The sequence below is a fragment of the Ruegeria sp. CF8 genome, from assembly GCF_056537285.1.
Genome location: NZ_JBQFRG010000011.1, coordinates 31,521 through 45,053, shown reverse-complemented (window position 1 = coordinate 45,053; position 13,533 = coordinate 31,521). Strand labels below are relative to the sequence as shown.

At 57.5% G+C, this 13,533-nt stretch carries 14 protein-coding genes; 6 read left to right on the top strand and 8 right to left on the bottom strand.

The genetic code is table 11. The annotated features are described in order from the left end of the window. The first annotated feature begins 63 nt into the window (after positions 1 to 63). The 6 genes from yidC to ACR0EV_RS20395 are packed head-to-tail and all read left to right on the top strand — an operon-like array spanning position 64 to position 5,404. On the top strand, positions 64 to 1,893 hold the full coding sequence (gene yidC / locus ACR0EV_RS20420) for a membrane protein insertase YidC (protein WP_480801778.1): 1,830 nt from the start codon (positions 64 to 66) through the stop codon (positions 1,891 to 1,893). After that, positions 1,890 to 2,627 (top strand): MOSC domain-containing protein, encoded by a 738-nt coding sequence (locus ACR0EV_RS20415; RefSeq protein ID WP_480801777.1) that lies wholly within the window; start codon positions 1,890 to 1,892, stop codon positions 2,625 to 2,627. Before yidC ends, ACR0EV_RS20415 begins: the two co-directional genes overlap by 4 nt. Continuing rightward, positions 2,624 to 3,277: a ribosome biogenesis GTP-binding protein YihA/YsxC gene (yihA, locus tag ACR0EV_RS20410; protein WP_480801776.1), complete on the top strand. Its 654-nt coding sequence runs from the start codon at positions 2,624 to 2,626 to the stop codon at positions 3,275 to 3,277. Before ACR0EV_RS20415 ends, yihA begins: the two co-directional genes overlap by 4 nt. 60 nt (positions 3,278 to 3,337) lie before the next feature. Continuing rightward, positions 3,338 to 4,201 (top strand): acetylglutamate kinase, encoded by an 864-nt coding sequence (gene argB / locus ACR0EV_RS20405; protein WP_480801775.1) that lies wholly within the window; start codon positions 3,338 to 3,340, stop codon positions 4,199 to 4,201. A 22-nt stretch (positions 4,202 to 4,223) separates the two neighbouring features. After that, positions 4,224 to 4,910, top strand: coding sequence for a ferredoxin (locus ACR0EV_RS20400; protein WP_480801774.1), 687 nt, complete (start codon positions 4,224 to 4,226; stop codon positions 4,908 to 4,910). Then, a complete protein-coding gene (locus tag ACR0EV_RS20395; RefSeq protein ID WP_480801773.1) occupies positions 4,907 to 5,404 on the top strand; it encodes a SixA phosphatase family protein in 498 nt (165 codons plus the stop codon). The genes ACR0EV_RS20400 and ACR0EV_RS20395 overlap by 4 nt, the downstream gene beginning before the upstream one ends. A 45-nt stretch (positions 5,405 to 5,449) precedes the next feature. Here the strand turns inward: ACR0EV_RS20395 and ACR0EV_RS20390 are convergent, their stop codons facing one another. From ACR0EV_RS20390 to ACR0EV_RS20355, 8 genes are all read right to left on the bottom strand, one after another. Then, the gene (locus ACR0EV_RS20390; protein ID WP_480801772.1) at positions 5,450 to 6,241 is read right to left on the bottom strand and encodes an amino acid ABC transporter ATP-binding protein; all 792 of its coding nucleotides are present in this window, start codon (positions 6,239 to 6,241) and stop codon (positions 5,450 to 5,452) included. A 12-nt stretch (positions 6,242 to 6,253) separates the two neighbouring features. After that, a complete protein-coding gene (locus tag ACR0EV_RS20385) occupies positions 6,254 to 7,552 on the bottom strand; it encodes an amino acid ABC transporter permease (RefSeq protein ID WP_480801771.1) in 1,299 nt (432 codons plus the stop codon). A 3-nt stretch (positions 7,553 to 7,555) separates the two neighbouring features. Beyond that, on the bottom strand, positions 7,556 to 8,788 hold the full coding sequence (locus ACR0EV_RS20380) for an amino acid ABC transporter permease (protein ID WP_480801770.1): 1,233 nt from the start codon (positions 8,786 to 8,788) through the stop codon (positions 7,556 to 7,558). Positions 8,789 to 8,910: 122 nt separating this feature from the next. After that, positions 8,911 to 9,927 (bottom strand): amino acid ABC transporter substrate-binding protein, encoded by a 1,017-nt coding sequence (locus ACR0EV_RS20375; protein ID WP_480801769.1) that lies wholly within the window; start codon positions 9,925 to 9,927, stop codon positions 8,911 to 8,913. A 205-nt stretch (positions 9,928 to 10,132) separates the two neighbouring features. Next, entirely contained in the window at positions 10,133 to 10,840 is a 708-nt protein-coding gene (locus ACR0EV_RS20370) for an ATP12 family chaperone protein (protein ID WP_480801768.1), read from the bottom strand. A gap of 3 nt (positions 10,841 to 10,843) precedes the next feature. Beyond that, positions 10,844 to 11,515 carry an HAD-IA family hydrolase gene (locus ACR0EV_RS20365; RefSeq protein WP_480801767.1) on the bottom strand — a complete coding sequence of 224 codons (672 nt, stop codon included), beginning with the start codon at positions 11,513 to 11,515 and terminating at the stop codon, positions 10,844 to 10,846. Next, a complete protein-coding gene (locus ACR0EV_RS20360) occupies positions 11,512 to 12,555 on the bottom strand; it encodes an RluA family pseudouridine synthase (RefSeq protein WP_480801890.1) in 1,044 nt (347 codons plus the stop codon). The genes ACR0EV_RS20365 and ACR0EV_RS20360 overlap by 4 nt, the downstream gene beginning before the upstream one ends. A gap of 120 nt (positions 12,556 to 12,675) precedes the next feature. Then, on the bottom strand, positions 12,676 to 13,482 hold the full coding sequence (locus ACR0EV_RS20355; RefSeq protein WP_480801766.1) for a crotonase/enoyl-CoA hydratase family protein: 807 nt from the start codon (positions 13,480 to 13,482) through the stop codon (positions 12,676 to 12,678). Positions 13,483 to 13,533 lie beyond the last annotated feature (51 nt).

Here is a 13,533-nt window from a genome sequence, read left to right as displayed (position 1 = left end):
CTTTGGGCCCGCACTCTGTTGAACCCTGCGGGTGTCTTTCACTGCTCAAGGTGGCTGTCCCCGATGGACGATCAGAACAAGAATCTCATCCTCGCAACTGCGCTCAGCTTTCTCGTGATCCTGGTCTGGTTTGTGCTGTTCCCTCCGCCGGAACCAACACCCGTACCGGAGCAGGCGGAAATTGCCAGCGCCGAAGGCAATGAGGTTCAGACGCCAAGCGCTGCTGATGCGGGCACTGTAGGAGAAGCAACAGCAGCTGCAACCGAAGCAGAGCCCGAGGCCCAAGCGCCACGGATCGACATCGACACCCCGCGCCTGACCGGCAGCCTGTCACTGGCTGGTGGGCGCATCGATGAGCTGTCTCTGAAAGACTACAAGGTCTCTCTTGCTGACGATTCTCCGATTGTCGAACTGCTGTCGCCGGCGGGGACCGAGTCAGCTTATTATGCCCTTTACGGCTGGGCCCCTGGTGGTGGCCTAAGTGGCGCGGACGTTCCCGGCCCCAACACCATCTGGTCCGTTGAGCAGGGCGAGACCCTTGGCGTTGACAGCCCTGTGACGCTTGTTTGGGACAATGGCAACGGTCTGACCTTCCGCCGCACCATTTCGGTGGATGAGAACTATATGTTCAGCGTTACGCAGTCGGTCGAAAACGCCACCGACGCCGAGGTTGGAATGGCCCCTTATGGCATCCTGGCACGCCACGGCATCGGCGAGGACGGTGATCTGCCTGGTCTGAAAAACTTCTTCATTCTGCACGAGGGTGTTATCGGCATGGCTGACGGCACCCTGACAGAAGTGGACTATGGCGACGTTCGTGATTTCGACATCGATCCGAACGAGCGCGCGCAGGCCGAGGTATACCAGGTCAAGGAAAACGGCTGGATCGGATTTACCGATCACTACTGGATGACCACTCTGATCCCTGACCCGGGTTCGGCATTCAAAGCGGCAGCCAAATATGACTCGCGCCGCAAGATCTATCAGACAGAGACAGTTCTGCCGACGTTGACCGTTGCGCCGGGTGCAACCGAGCAGGTCACCACACGCCTTTTTGCCGGTGCAAAAGAATGGGAGGCCATTCGGGAATACCAGTCAGAAGGCGTGCAGAAATTTATCGACAGCATCGATTGGGGCTGGTTCTTCTTCCTGACCAAACCGATCTTCTGGCTGCTGCACAACATCAACGTGCTGATTGGTAACATGGGCTGGTCGATCATCGGCCTGACTCTGATCATCAAGGCGATCTTGTTCCCGCTGGCGTTCAAATCCTACGTCTCGATGGCGAAGATGAAGGAATTGCAGCCGCAGATGGAGGCCCTGAAAGAGGCCGCCGGCGACGACCGCCAGAAGATGCAGCAAGGCATGATGGAACTGTACAAGAAGGAAAAGGTGAACCCGGCAGCGGGCTGTTTGCCGATCCTGTTGCAGATCCCGATCTTCTTCTCGCTGTATAAGGTGATCTTTGTCACGATCGAACTGCGCCAGGCACCCTGGTTCGGACCGTTCCAGGACCTGAGCGCACCGGATCCAACCTCGATCTACAACTTCTTTGGCTGGCTGCCTTGGGCCGCACCTGCGCCCGAAAGTTTCATGGCACTGATCTTTATCGGTATTCTGCCGCTGTTGCTGGGTATCTCGATGTGGCTGCAACAAAAGCTGAACCCGGCACCAACCGACGCGACACAAGCTATGATCTTTGCATGGATGCCGTGGGTCTTCATGTTCATGCTGGGCGGGTTTGCAAGCGGTCTGGTTGTCTACTGGATTGCGAACAACACGATTACGTTCACGCAGCAATATCTGATCATGCGCAGTCAGGGCTATACCCCGGACGTGTTCGGAAACATCAAATCCGGCTTCAAGAAGACGCCGAAAACGGACAACAAATGAACGGGTCAGTCTCAGGCCTCTGGCGTCACCCGATCAAAAGCCACGGGCGCGAAGCTCTGAACCAAGTCACAGTCATCCCCGGGCAGACCATGCCCGGGGATCGCGTTTGGGCGGTTGCTCATGAAGCGACCAAAACAGATGGAACCGACTGGGCCCCGTGTTCAAATTTTAGCCGCGTCGCAAAAGCACCCGAGTTGGCGGCGATCTCGGCCGAGTTGCACGGAGAGCAAGTGACTCTCCGCCACCCCAACCGGCCTGATCTGCAGTTTGAGCCGGATACCGAACAAGAGGTTTTTCTGGATTGGGTGAAGCCGTTGATGCCAGCAGACCGCGCAGCATCCGCCCGAATTGTCCGGGTTCCAGGACGTGGCATGACAGATAGCGATTTCCCATCCATCAGCCTGTGCAATATGGCATCCCACCGCGCGGTCGAGCAAAAGCTTGAACAGTCGCTGTCCACCGTCCGCTGGCGCGGGAACATCTGGTTTAACGGTCTGCCCTTGTGGGAAGAGTTTGACTGGTTGGGTCGCGACATCCGCATTGGGCAGGCCGTGTTCCGTATCCACGAACGCATCACCCGCTGCATGGCCACCACCGCCAACCCTGACACAGGCACGCGAGACGCGGATACCCTGGGTGCGCTGAGCAATTGGGGCCATCAGGATTTCGGTGTTTATGCCGAAGTGATTCAGGGCGGTGAAATCCGCCTGAATGATGAGGTATGCGTGCTATGACTTCGCTTCCGTTTCCACTGGCAGAAGAGCCCGATGACCTTTCCAAGGAACGCGGGCGCAAGCTGTTCGCGGGCCCTTCTGAGTTTGTCAAAGGCGTGGTCGCCATGAACGGCCTGCCCGCCCCTGATCGGTTGGAAGTCTGTTTTGCAGGCCGGTCGAATGTCGGCAAATCCAGCCTGATAAACGCGCTGACCGGTACCAAGGGTTTGGCCCGCGCCTCAAACACGCCCGGGCGCACGCAAGAGATAAACTTTTTCACGCAAGGCCCCGAGCTTTATCTGGTTGACCTGCCCGGCTATGGATACGCCAACGCCCCGCTGAAAGTGGTGGAGAAGTGGCAAAAGCTGCTGAAACAGTATCTCAGTGGTCGCCAGACCTTGCGTCGCGCCTTTGTGCTGATTGATGCGCGCCACGGCGTGAAGCCGGTTGATGCCGAGATCATGAAGCTGCTGGACACCAGCGCCGTGACATTTCAATGCGTCCTGACCAAGTCGGACAAGGTCAAGGTCAAGGACCGTGAAAAAGTGCTGGACCAAACACGCGCAGCCCTGTCCAAGCACCCTGCAGCGTTCCCGGAAATTGTACTGACGTCTTCCGAAAAAGGCGACGGTATCGCAACCCTGCGGTCCATCATTGCGCATCTCGAATAGCTTCACCCTTGGCACCGTCCTTCAAAGGCCCTAACACGGTGTTTCAGAGGACAGACAGCCATGAAGACACGAGACATGAACCGGGACTGGATCGCCACCGCAGCTACACTCAACAGCGCTCTGCCCTACCTGCAGCGCTACGACGGGGCCATTGTCGTCATCAAGCTGGGCGGTCACGCGATGGGCAGCGATGAGGCGATGGAAAGCTTTGCCCGCGACGTGGTTCTGATGCGTCAGGTTGGGGTCAATCCAGTGGTCGTTCATGGTGGCGGTCCGATGATCAACTCTATGCTGGACAAGCTGGATATCCAGTCCGAGTTTGTGAACGGTAAGCGTGTGACCGATACCGCAACCGTTGAAGTGGTCGAGATGGTTTTGTCCGGTCTTGTGAACAAACGCATTGTCCAGGCGATCAACGATCAGGGCGGCTCGGCAGTTGGCCTGTCTGGTAAGGATGCAAACCTAATGGTTTGTGACCAAACCGACGCATCACTGGGGTTTGTGGGCACCCCTGCCGCGATGAATCCCAAAATCCTGCAAGACCTGTTCTCACATGACGTTATTCCGGTAATTGCTCCGTTGGGCGCAGGTCGCAATGGCGAAACGTTCAACGTCAATGGCGATACAGCGGCGGGTGCAATTGCCTCGGCCCTAAAGGCAGACCGGCTGCTGCTGCTGACCGATGTCTCGGGCGTCAAGAACGCCGCCGGAGATGTTGTGACCGAACTGAAGGCCGGACAGATACGCGAGATGACCCTTGAAGGCACGATCGCAGGTGGCATGATCCCCAAGACCGAGACAGCCCTGGACGCGCTGCACAGCGGTGTTCGAGCCGTGGTGATCCTGGACGGGCGTGCACCAAATGCCGTCTTGCTTGAGCTGTTCACGGAACACGGAGCCGGATCTCTGATACGCCCGGACTGATCCGAATAAGAGAGGAAGAGATATGACCAATCTTGCGCAGCCTTCCTCTGATCCAATCGCGGTAACCTATGACCGCGTCTCTGCGGCCGCTCGTCGTAAGGGGCTGATTGTCATGGGGGCTCTGCATCCACGTAAGACAGACGCCAAACAGCTTGATACGGGCACGCTGGTCCTTCTGGGGGCCGGAGGGGACTTTTGGCCAGTCTTGAAGGCATCCCCCGAGTGGGGTGCCCCTGACCCGGTTGACCGTTGGTCGACCAGAGTGATTGGCGGAATAGCCCAGAAACTTGGTGCCGAAGTCTATTTCCCTTTTGGCGGGCCACCTTATGCCCCTTTCATCGACTGGGCCCTGAAATCGGGACGGACATTCAGCAGCCCGGTGGGCGCGTTGGTGCACGATACCGTTGGCATGATGATTTCGTATCGCGGTGCACTGCATTTCGCCGACGAATTCAATATCCCGAACGCACCCGGGCAATCCCCTTGCGCCACCTGCGACGCGCCCTGTACGCGAGCCTGCCCCGTCGGTGCCCTGAACGCGCAAGAGTTCTATGATGTCTCTGCCTGCCACAGCCATTTGAATACGTCCCAAGGGCAGACCTGCATGACCGGCGGATGTCTTGCCCGGCTCGCCTGCCCTTTTAGCGCGGGCGCGGGGCGTACATCAGAACAGTCGGCCCATCACATGAGGTCGTTCCACCCGTCATGACCCGCACATTGATCCTGACACGCCACGCCAAATCCAGTTGGGACAACCCGATGCTGGATGACCATGCGCGACCGCTGAATAAGCGCGGGCGCAAGTCAGCCCCCGCGATAGCAGAATGGCTGCGCGCTCATGGATGGATACCGGATGAAGTGCTCAGTTCGACCTCGGCCCGAACCCGTGAAACCTGGAGCAGGATGGGGATGACAGCTGAGCATATCCGTTTTCAGGACGCGCTTTACCTGGCGGGTCCCGATCAGATGTTGCGCCAGTTGTTTGATGCGAAGGGTCAGACGGTCTTGATGCTGGGACACAATCCGGGGATTGCCCAGTTTGCCCATCAACTGGTTCGGGACGCTCCGACACATCCACGGTTTCAGGATTACCCGACCTGCGCGACAACCGTCATGGAATTTGACATTGGGAGTTGGGCCGAACTTCAATGGCACAGCGGAGAAGTTCTTGGCTTCGCCTTTCCGCGCGAGTTGCTGGAATAGAAAAAGGCGGGGCAATACCCCGCCTTCGCTTTGGTTTCAGATCGCTTAGTGGCCCAGAATCTGGCTGAGGAACAGCTTGGTCCGTTCGCTCTGCGGGTTGTTGAAGAACTCTTCCGGTTCGTTCTGTTCCACGATCTGGCCGGCATCCATAAAGATCACGCGGTTGGCGACCTGACGGGCAAAGCCCATCTCGTGGGTCACACACAGCATGGTCATGCCTTCCTCGGCCAATTCGATCATGGTATCGAGCACCTCTTTGATCATCTCGGGGTCCAGCGCCGATGTCGGTTCATCGAACAACATGATCCGCGGCATCATGCAGAGCGAGCGGGCAATCGCCACACGCTGCTGCTGACCACCCGAAAGCTGGCCGGGGTATTTATCGGCCTGTTCAGGGATTTTTACCTTTTCCAGGAAATGCATCGCGCGCTCTTCAGCCTCTTTCTTGGGCGTCTTGCGCACCCAGATCGGAGCCAGCGTGCAGTTTTCCAGAATGGTCAGGTGCGGGAAAAGATTGAAGTGCTGGAACACCATGCCAACCTCGGACCGAATTTTGTCGATGTTTTTCAGGTCATTCGACAGCTCAATCCCATCCACCACGATCGTACCTTGCTGGTGTTCTTCCAGCGCGTTCAGACAGCGGATCAGGGTGGACTTACCCGATCCTGACGGCCCCGCGATAACAATCCGCTCGCCCTGATTGACGGTCAGATTGATGTCGCGCAGCACGTGGAATGAGCCATACCACTTGTTCATGCTGTTGATTTCGATGGCGACCTCGTCGCTCACCTGCATTTTGGAGCGATCGATTTCGCGTTCTACTGCAAGTTCAGACATGTGTTGAACTCCTTAACGATGATCTGTGGCAAGGCGACGCTCGAGCCACTGAGAATATTGAGAGATGCCGTAACAGACGACGAAGAACAGAAGCGCGGCAAAGCCCAGAAGCTCCCAATAGACGCCGTTCCATTCGGTCGACGCCAGGATGGGACCCCGGATCATACCCACCAGATCGAACATCGAGATGACCGAAACCAGTGTGGTGTCTTTGAACAGGCCCACGGCCACGTTCACGATACCGGGGATCGAGATCTTCAGAGCCTGCGGCAGGATGATCAGCCGCATCGCTTGCGGGTAATCCAGACCCAGACTGTCTGCTGCTTCGTACTGTCCACGCGGAAGCGCTGCCAGACCGCCGCGGATCACCTCGGCGATATAGGCGGCTGAGAACATGGTGATCATGATCACAACGCGCAGGAACAGGTCGACCGTGCTGTCAGGTGGGAAGAAATACGCCAGCATCACCGAAGCCACGAACAGCAGCGTGATCAAAGGCACGCCACGGATGAATTCGATGAAGATAACGCAGACCCACTTGATCAGCGGCATGTTCGACTGACGACCCAAGGCCAACGCGATACCCAGCGGCACCGACAGCGACACACAGGTCACACCCAGCATCATGTTCAGCATGAAGCCACCCAGATCACGGCTGGGGACAGCTGTGAGCCAGGCATTCTCTGATGCACCTTCCGGGATCAGGGCTCCGCCGACGTTCCAGATGAACAGTGCTGTTACGATGGCCCCAAAGAAACCAGCAGCAAAGCTGTTGTTGCCCAGTTTCTGGAACACGGCACCTGCTGCAATGAAACCAACCAGCGCAACCAGAGGAACCAGGATCGTGCCCCCCCAGATCAGCCAGAAGGCCACAAACGGGTAGACCGCAGTGAACAGCAGCATCTTGCGTGGCAGGTCAAAGAACAGCACCGGCGCAAGGGCGACCAGCATCAGCACAAAGGCCAGGTTCGGTCTCCAGTAAGCGTCGGCAGGGTATTTGAAGCCATAGATGAGCTGAGGCCAGCGTTCGGTCAGAACCGCAAAACAGGCACCCGTCTTGCCCGCCAGTATCTCTCGGCATTCCGCCAGAGAGTTGGCGTTCCACACCCCGTTCAGAATCCACGGCAGTGTGTTCTGAAGGATCAAATAGATCAGGATCAGCGACAAGAAGGTCAAGATGGTGTTTGTCACGCCCGAGAACAGGTTCTCGCGCAGCCATTTGACTACTCCAACTTCATTTGCCGGTGGGGGCGAAGGCGGGATAGTGCCTTCGGCCACAAAGGCGATCGGGTTTGTTGTTTGATCACTCATGGCTCAGCGCTCCTTCAACTTAACGGAGGCGTTGTAGATGTTCATCGCCATCGAAATCAGCAACGAGGCTGTGAGATAGAACAGCATCAGCAGCAGAACGCATTCGATCGCACGACCGGTCTGGTTCAGCGTGATGCCGCCGAGGGTCGCAGTGATATCCGCATAACCGACGGCAATTGCCAGCGACGAGTTCTTGGTGATGTTCAGATATTGCGAGATCAGCGGCGGAATGATGACCCGCAGCGCCTGCGGAAGAATAACGAGGTTCATAATCCGCCCTGGGCGCAGGCCCAACGCAGCCGCAGCCTCGGTTTGGCCCTTGCTAATCGCCTGAATACCCGCGCGCACGTTCTCTGCGATAAATGCGCCGGTGTAGATCGACAGAGCAAACCACAACGCAATCAGCGGGCCGCCAACCTTGATGCCACCACTGAAGTTGAAGCCTTTCAAAGCGGGAATATCCCAGGTAAGCCCCATGATGAACATCAACGCAGCAAAAGGCACCAGCCAAACAGCCAACTTGACTAACAAGGTCTTCGGGCGCTCGCCGGTCTCTTCCTGTTTCAGCGTTGCACGTTTTTCAATCTCACGCGAAGCGAACCATGACCCGATCAAAACAACGATCACCAGCAACCAATTCAATATGGTTGCACCAAACAACCCGTTTGTGAACTCGGGGCGGGGAATGTAAACACCCCGGTTGGTAAAGGCGAAGGCATCGAACAACATGCTGGATGTGGCGTCATCGCCGCGGAACGCCCGTGGCGCGGGCAGCACAGCCGTCATGACGGTGAAGATTATGATGATCCAGATCAGAACCGGAATGTTCCGGAAGATCTCGACATAGACCGCCATCAGCTTCGAAACCAACCAGTTGTTCGAAAGCCGCAGAACACCCGCGATCACTCCGAACACCGTGGCGGTTATACACGCCAGAAAGGCCACCAACAACGTGTTGAGAATACCAACAACAGCCGCACGTCCATGACTGGACTGGCTGTCATATTCAATCAGACGCTGGTTGATGTCATACCCGGAAGGGTCGCCCAAAAACGAGTAAGAGATGTTGAGCCCTGCGGCCCGAAGGTTCTGGATCAGGTTGTTTCCGAGATACCAGATGGAAAGCGCAATAACGATCGCCGCGATCACCTGAAACGTCAGGGAGCGATAGCGGGTGTCGTTAATGAGCATGGACAACCGAAAGTCAGCTTTCGGTGGATCAGTCATAGTCGACATATTTTGAAATCCCCGTAGCGTGCGGTTTTTTTGTCTTGGCGGGTTTGTCCCCGCTCTGCATGTTCCCGCAGCTCTTTGATGTGAAGAGGGCGCAGGTTACCCTGCGCCCTTCTCCTTAGGTTTTAGCGGAACGGCGGCGAGTACAGCAGGCCGCCTTCGGTCCACTGTGCGTTCAAACCGCGTGCCAGACCAATCGGTGTCTCTTCACCGATGTTTTTGGCGAATACTTCACCATAGTTGCCACCTGCTTTGATGGCTTTGGCGGCCCAGTCAGCGTCCAGACCCAGCATTTCACCCAGAGTACCTTCGGTACCCAGCAGGCGGTTGATTTCCGGGTTCTCTGTGCCAGCGCTCAGCTCGTCGATGTTGGCCGAGGTTACACCCAGTTCTTCTGCCGTGATAAGAGCGTTCAGAGTCCAGCGCACAACGTCACCCCACTCGTGGTCGCCATGACGAACCAGCGGGCCCAGAGGCTCTTTTGAGATGATCTCGGGCAGCAGAACGTGCTCATCGGGGTTTTCGAATGTGGCGCGCGTTGCAGCCAGACCCGATGCGTCAGTGGTGTAAACGTCACATGAGCCCGCCAGATATTGCTGCTGAGCTTCGGCGTTGGTTTCGATTGGAACCGGCTCATAGCTGATGTTGTTCGAGCGGAAGAAGTCCGCCAGGTTCAGCTCGGTTGTGGTGCCGGTCTGGATGCAGACGGTTGCGCCATCCAGTTCCTTGGCGGAGCTTACGCCCAGCGCCTTGGGAACCATGAAGCCCTGACCGTCATAGTAGTTTACGCCGGTGAATTCGAACTTCAGGTCGACGTCGCGGCTGAAGGTCCAAGTCGTGTTACGGGCCAGCATGTCGATTTCGCCCGAAGCCAGCGCGGTAAAGCGCGTCTTACCGGTGGTGGGAACAAACTCAACAGCGTTTGCATCGCCCAGAACAGCAGCAGCAACGGCACGGCACAGCGATACGTCAAAGCCTTGCCATTCACCATTTGCGTCGGGTGCAGCAAAGCCAACCAGACCGGTGGTCACACCACAGTTCAGCTTGCCGCGCGCTTTAACGTCGTCAACGGTCCCTGCCGCGGCTGCGCCAGCTGCAAGACCGGCAATCGTTGCCGCGCCCAAGATTACGGATTTTTTCATTTTTACCTCTTCCTGATTTTCCACCTCTTACGAGGCGGCTCTGCCCGGCAAGTGGATGCCGGAAAGGTTACCCCAAAGGCGTCTCCCCTTTAGTGGGACTGAGTTTGGGCGTATTCATAAACAAACGTCAAGGGGCCGATCATCGAAATCGATGGTTCATGCACCAAGGTCTTTTAACATTTGCCCAATTATCAGGAATTAAGGCTCAAACCGACATATCGAAGAAGCGTTTTGCGTGCAAAAACGCTGTCCTTTTGGTTTCGGCGACCGCGTGGGCCTCGTCATCATGGCCCCATTGTTCAATCTGCCACGTTTCGTCCAGTCGCGAAATGCGCCATATCTCGTCCGGTTCGCGCCAATCCATGGCGGCGGCAAACCCAAGAATCAACGACCCTGACAAGCTGACCAGGTCGTGGAAAGCTGCCAGTTGAAACGAATCCAACGCATGAACGCGCCTTCTTAGTGCCGACAATGCAGGGTCAGCTTGCGGTTTGTGCAGCACCCCGGCGACCGGCATCAGACGCGCCGACAAGGTTGCTGCGGCCCAATCAAGGGCAGGGTCCCATTCGGCGCTTTGGCGGTTTTGTAGCTCTTGCGGATGCGTCGCCCGGTAACACAGCAGATCGGAATCGCCGTAATCGGCAAGCATGTCGGCCACCTCGGCGTGCTGGATACGCACTTTGTCGATTGCAGCATTGGCAGACCGGGTGAACGGCATTGATGCAGGATCAACCTCTTTTTCCTGCGCGTCCCATTCAGCCGCGACGGCGTCAGCCATGGCACGGGTTGGAAGGATCAACCCTTCCTTGGCAGGCGTTTTGACGCGCCGACCATCCAATTCAACCGCAAACCCGCCATCAGTTTCAACAACGGCACTTTCTTTCCAAAAGCGTTTTGGTTTCCAGTCGCTCATATCCTAGTTCCATATTCCATCCAGCGCCGTGGGCAACTGGTCAAACGTCTCGATTATACATGCGGCTGAGGTCAATGCCGAGCGGTCATGGTACCCCCAGGTCACTCCTATTCCTCGCACGCCTGCTGCGGCGGCCATATTCATGTCAAAGCTTGTGTCGCCGATCATCACAGCACAATCCGGATCAACACCGGTTTCCGACAACGCGGTCTGCACCATCGACGGATGTGGCTTGGACGGATGATGATCTGCAACCTGACGCGTTACAAAATAAGCCTCCAGCCCGTGCGCCTCGATTAGCGCATCAAGACCGCGCTGCGAATTTCCGGTGGCGACGCCCAAAAGCACTTCGGGTACTGCATGCAACGCTTCAATCGCCTCACGCGCGCCGGGATAAAGCGGCGAACTGGCCGCACCCAGGTCCAGCCGATGTGCGTGATACGCCTGTTTGTACCCTTCGACCAGATCACCCTGGGTCGAGGACGATTGATCCGGTGCCAGCCGCGCAATGGCATGCGGCAAGGACAGACCAACAATCGACAGGATCTCGTCGCGAGCAGGCACCGGCACCGAGGCTGCCTGAAAGCTTGTTGTCATGGAGTGGACGATACTGCCCTGACTGTCGACCAGCGTGCCGTCGACATCAAACAGAACCAGCCGCAAGGGTGCGCTCATTGCAGCTCCTCAAACGGATCTTCAGCCGCTAAGTCTTCGGTCCAGCCAAACGTATCCCAGCTGTGTTTCATATGTTCGGGCAAAGGTGCTTCCAAAACAACTGGCTTGCGAGTCACCGGATGCTGAAAGGACAGACGTCGCGCATGCAGATGCAGCTTTTTGCTGATGATCCCACCCAGCTGCGCGCCCCAGCCGTCGCCAAGGTTTTCCTGGCCCGAGCCACCATATTTTCCGTCGCCGATAATCGGATGCCCGATGGCCGCCATGTGGGCCCGCAGCTGATGTGTACGTCCGGTGATCGGCTCCATTGCAACCCATGCAGCACGGCCGGCTACACGGTAGAGAGTCGCGTAATGCGTATGCGCGCGTTTAGCGCCCGGTGTGCTGTCAATCTCGTTCATATGCACGGGGATCATCTTTTCACCTTCACCGTGCTTGCCGTGACCGGGTGCTTTGACAAGACCCGTTTTGATCTCTCCTAGGTAGGGCGTCGGAACACCGGCCACCAGCGCCCAATAGATCTTGCGTGTGTCGCGATGGCGGAAAGCGGCCGTCAGGCCCTTGGCGGCCTCACGCGTGCGGGCCAGCAGCAGGACACCTGACGTATCTTTGTCCAGGCGGTGGACCAGACGCGGGTTCTCCTCATAGCCGAACCGCAACGCCTCGGACAAGCTGTCGACATGGCGGGTCTGCCCGCTGCCACCCTGAACCGGCAGGCCCTGCGGCTTGTTGAGCGCCATAATGTGATCGTCGCGGTAAATCACGCAGGACTGGATCATCTTGGCATCCGCATCCGAGATACGATGCTTGACCTCAACCGGTTTGTGATCGGCGTCGGGTAGCGGCGGCACACGCACCACCTGCCCTGCCTCCAACCGGGTCGAGGCTTTGGCACGGCTGCCATCCACACGCAGTTCGCCCTTGCGGCACATCTTTTCAATGCGGCCCTGACTGACATGCGGAAACAGACGGCGCAGCCAGCGGTCAACGCGCTGGTCCCCATCCCCTTCAGCGACTGTAATCATCTGTACGCCACTCATGCCATTAACCCTTGCACCGCACGGATAAGCCGCCCGGATCGCACCTTTGTCCGTGTCCCAGAAATCATGGGCGTCTGTCGCGCGCAATGCGCCAAGAGTCAAGGTGTCTGGCTGTTGTGCTCAGATGTTCGAGAAATCCCCGTGTCGCCCGGCCCCGTCCCGGAAACGCCCCGCGCCCGAGGTTCCTTCGCGGCGGATCGCCTCCAACCCGTTGGCCCACTCCACCTTGAGCGCCTCGCGCACCGGCATGCCGCGCGTTTCGATGATCGAACGGCGATCGGCCCGAACAGCCTCTTGCGGAAAACGTGCGATTTCGTGGGCCATTTCCTCGGCTGCGCTGCGCGCGTCTCCGTGAGGGACAATTTTTTCCGCCAGCCCGATCCGATAACACTCCTCAGCCTCGACTTTCCGACCCGTCAAGGCGATCTCCAGCGCTTTGCCTTGCCCCACCAAACGCGGCAACCGGACCGAGCCGCCATCCATCAGGGTAATCCCCCAGCGGCGACAATAAACACCAAGATATGCCGTTTCCGCCATCACACGGATGTCGCACCAAAGGGCAAGCTCCATTCCACCGGCCACGGCGGCACCCTCAATCCCGCCGATGACCGGTTTCGAAAGCTCCAGACGGGACGGACCCATCGGCCCAAGTGTCGAAGTGGCTGAACCTATTGGAAAGTTGTGCTTGTCGAAGTAAGCCTCGCGCAGATCCGGATCCGCAAGCGAGGCGGCAAGCTTCAGGTCCCACCCCGCACAAAAATTACCGCCTTTACCCCAGAATACAGCTGCCTTGGCTGAACTGGCCTCAAAACTCAAGAACGCGTCAACCAAAGCCACAGCGTGTTCCGTATCAACGGCGTTACGTGCATCCGGCCTGTCGTGGATGATGGTCCAGACGTCTTGGGTCTTTTCAATTGAAACCGGCATTTCCCGTCCTCCCTTGCTGGTCTTGACCCAAGGGAAGCGTTCAATTGAAAA

Excerpts from the sequence above, each read along its gene's own strand:
- yidC (WP_480801778.1), top strand. The coding sequence starts at position 64 with ATGGACGATCAGAACAAGAATCTCATCCTCGCAACTGCGCTCAGCTTT.
- ACR0EV_RS20415 (WP_480801777.1), top strand. The coding sequence starts at position 1,890 with ATGAACGGGTCAGTCTCAGGCCTCTGGCGTCACCCGATCAAAAGCCAC.
- yihA (WP_480801776.1), top strand. The coding sequence starts at position 2,624 with ATGACTTCGCTTCCGTTTCCACTGGCAGAAGAGCCCGATGACCTTTCC.
- argB (WP_480801775.1), top strand. The coding sequence starts at position 3,338 with ATGAAGACACGAGACATGAACCGGGACTGGATCGCCACCGCAGCTACA.
- ACR0EV_RS20400 (WP_480801774.1), top strand. The coding sequence starts at position 4,224 with ATGACCAATCTTGCGCAGCCTTCCTCTGATCCAATCGCGGTAACCTAT.
- ACR0EV_RS20395 (WP_480801773.1), top strand. The coding sequence starts at position 4,907 with ATGACCCGCACATTGATCCTGACACGCCACGCCAAATCCAGTTGGGAC.
- ACR0EV_RS20390 (WP_480801772.1), bottom strand. The coding sequence starts at position 6,241 with ATGTCTGAACTTGCAGTAGAACGCGAAATCGATCGCTCCAAAATGCAG.
- ACR0EV_RS20385 (WP_480801771.1), bottom strand. The coding sequence starts at position 7,552 with ATGAGTGATCAAACAACAAACCCGATCGCCTTTGTGGCCGAAGGCACT.
- ACR0EV_RS20380 (WP_480801770.1), bottom strand. The coding sequence starts at position 8,788 with ATGTCGACTATGACTGATCCACCGAAAGCTGACTTTCGGTTGTCCATG.
- ACR0EV_RS20375 (WP_480801769.1), bottom strand. The coding sequence starts at position 9,927 with ATGAAAAAATCCGTAATCTTGGGCGCGGCAACGATTGCCGGTCTTGCA.
- ACR0EV_RS20370 (WP_480801768.1), bottom strand. The coding sequence starts at position 10,840 with ATGAGCGACTGGAAACCAAAACGCTTTTGGAAAGAAAGTGCCGTTGTT.
- ACR0EV_RS20365 (WP_480801767.1), bottom strand. The coding sequence starts at position 11,515 with ATGAGCGCACCCTTGCGGCTGGTTCTGTTTGATGTCGACGGCACGCTG.
- ACR0EV_RS20360 (WP_480801890.1), bottom strand. The coding sequence starts at position 12,555 with ATGAGTGGCGTACAGATGATTACAGTCGCTGAAGGGGATGGGGACCAG.
- ACR0EV_RS20355 (WP_480801766.1), bottom strand. The coding sequence starts at position 13,482 with ATGCCGGTTTCAATTGAAAAGACCCAAGACGTCTGGACCATCATCCAC.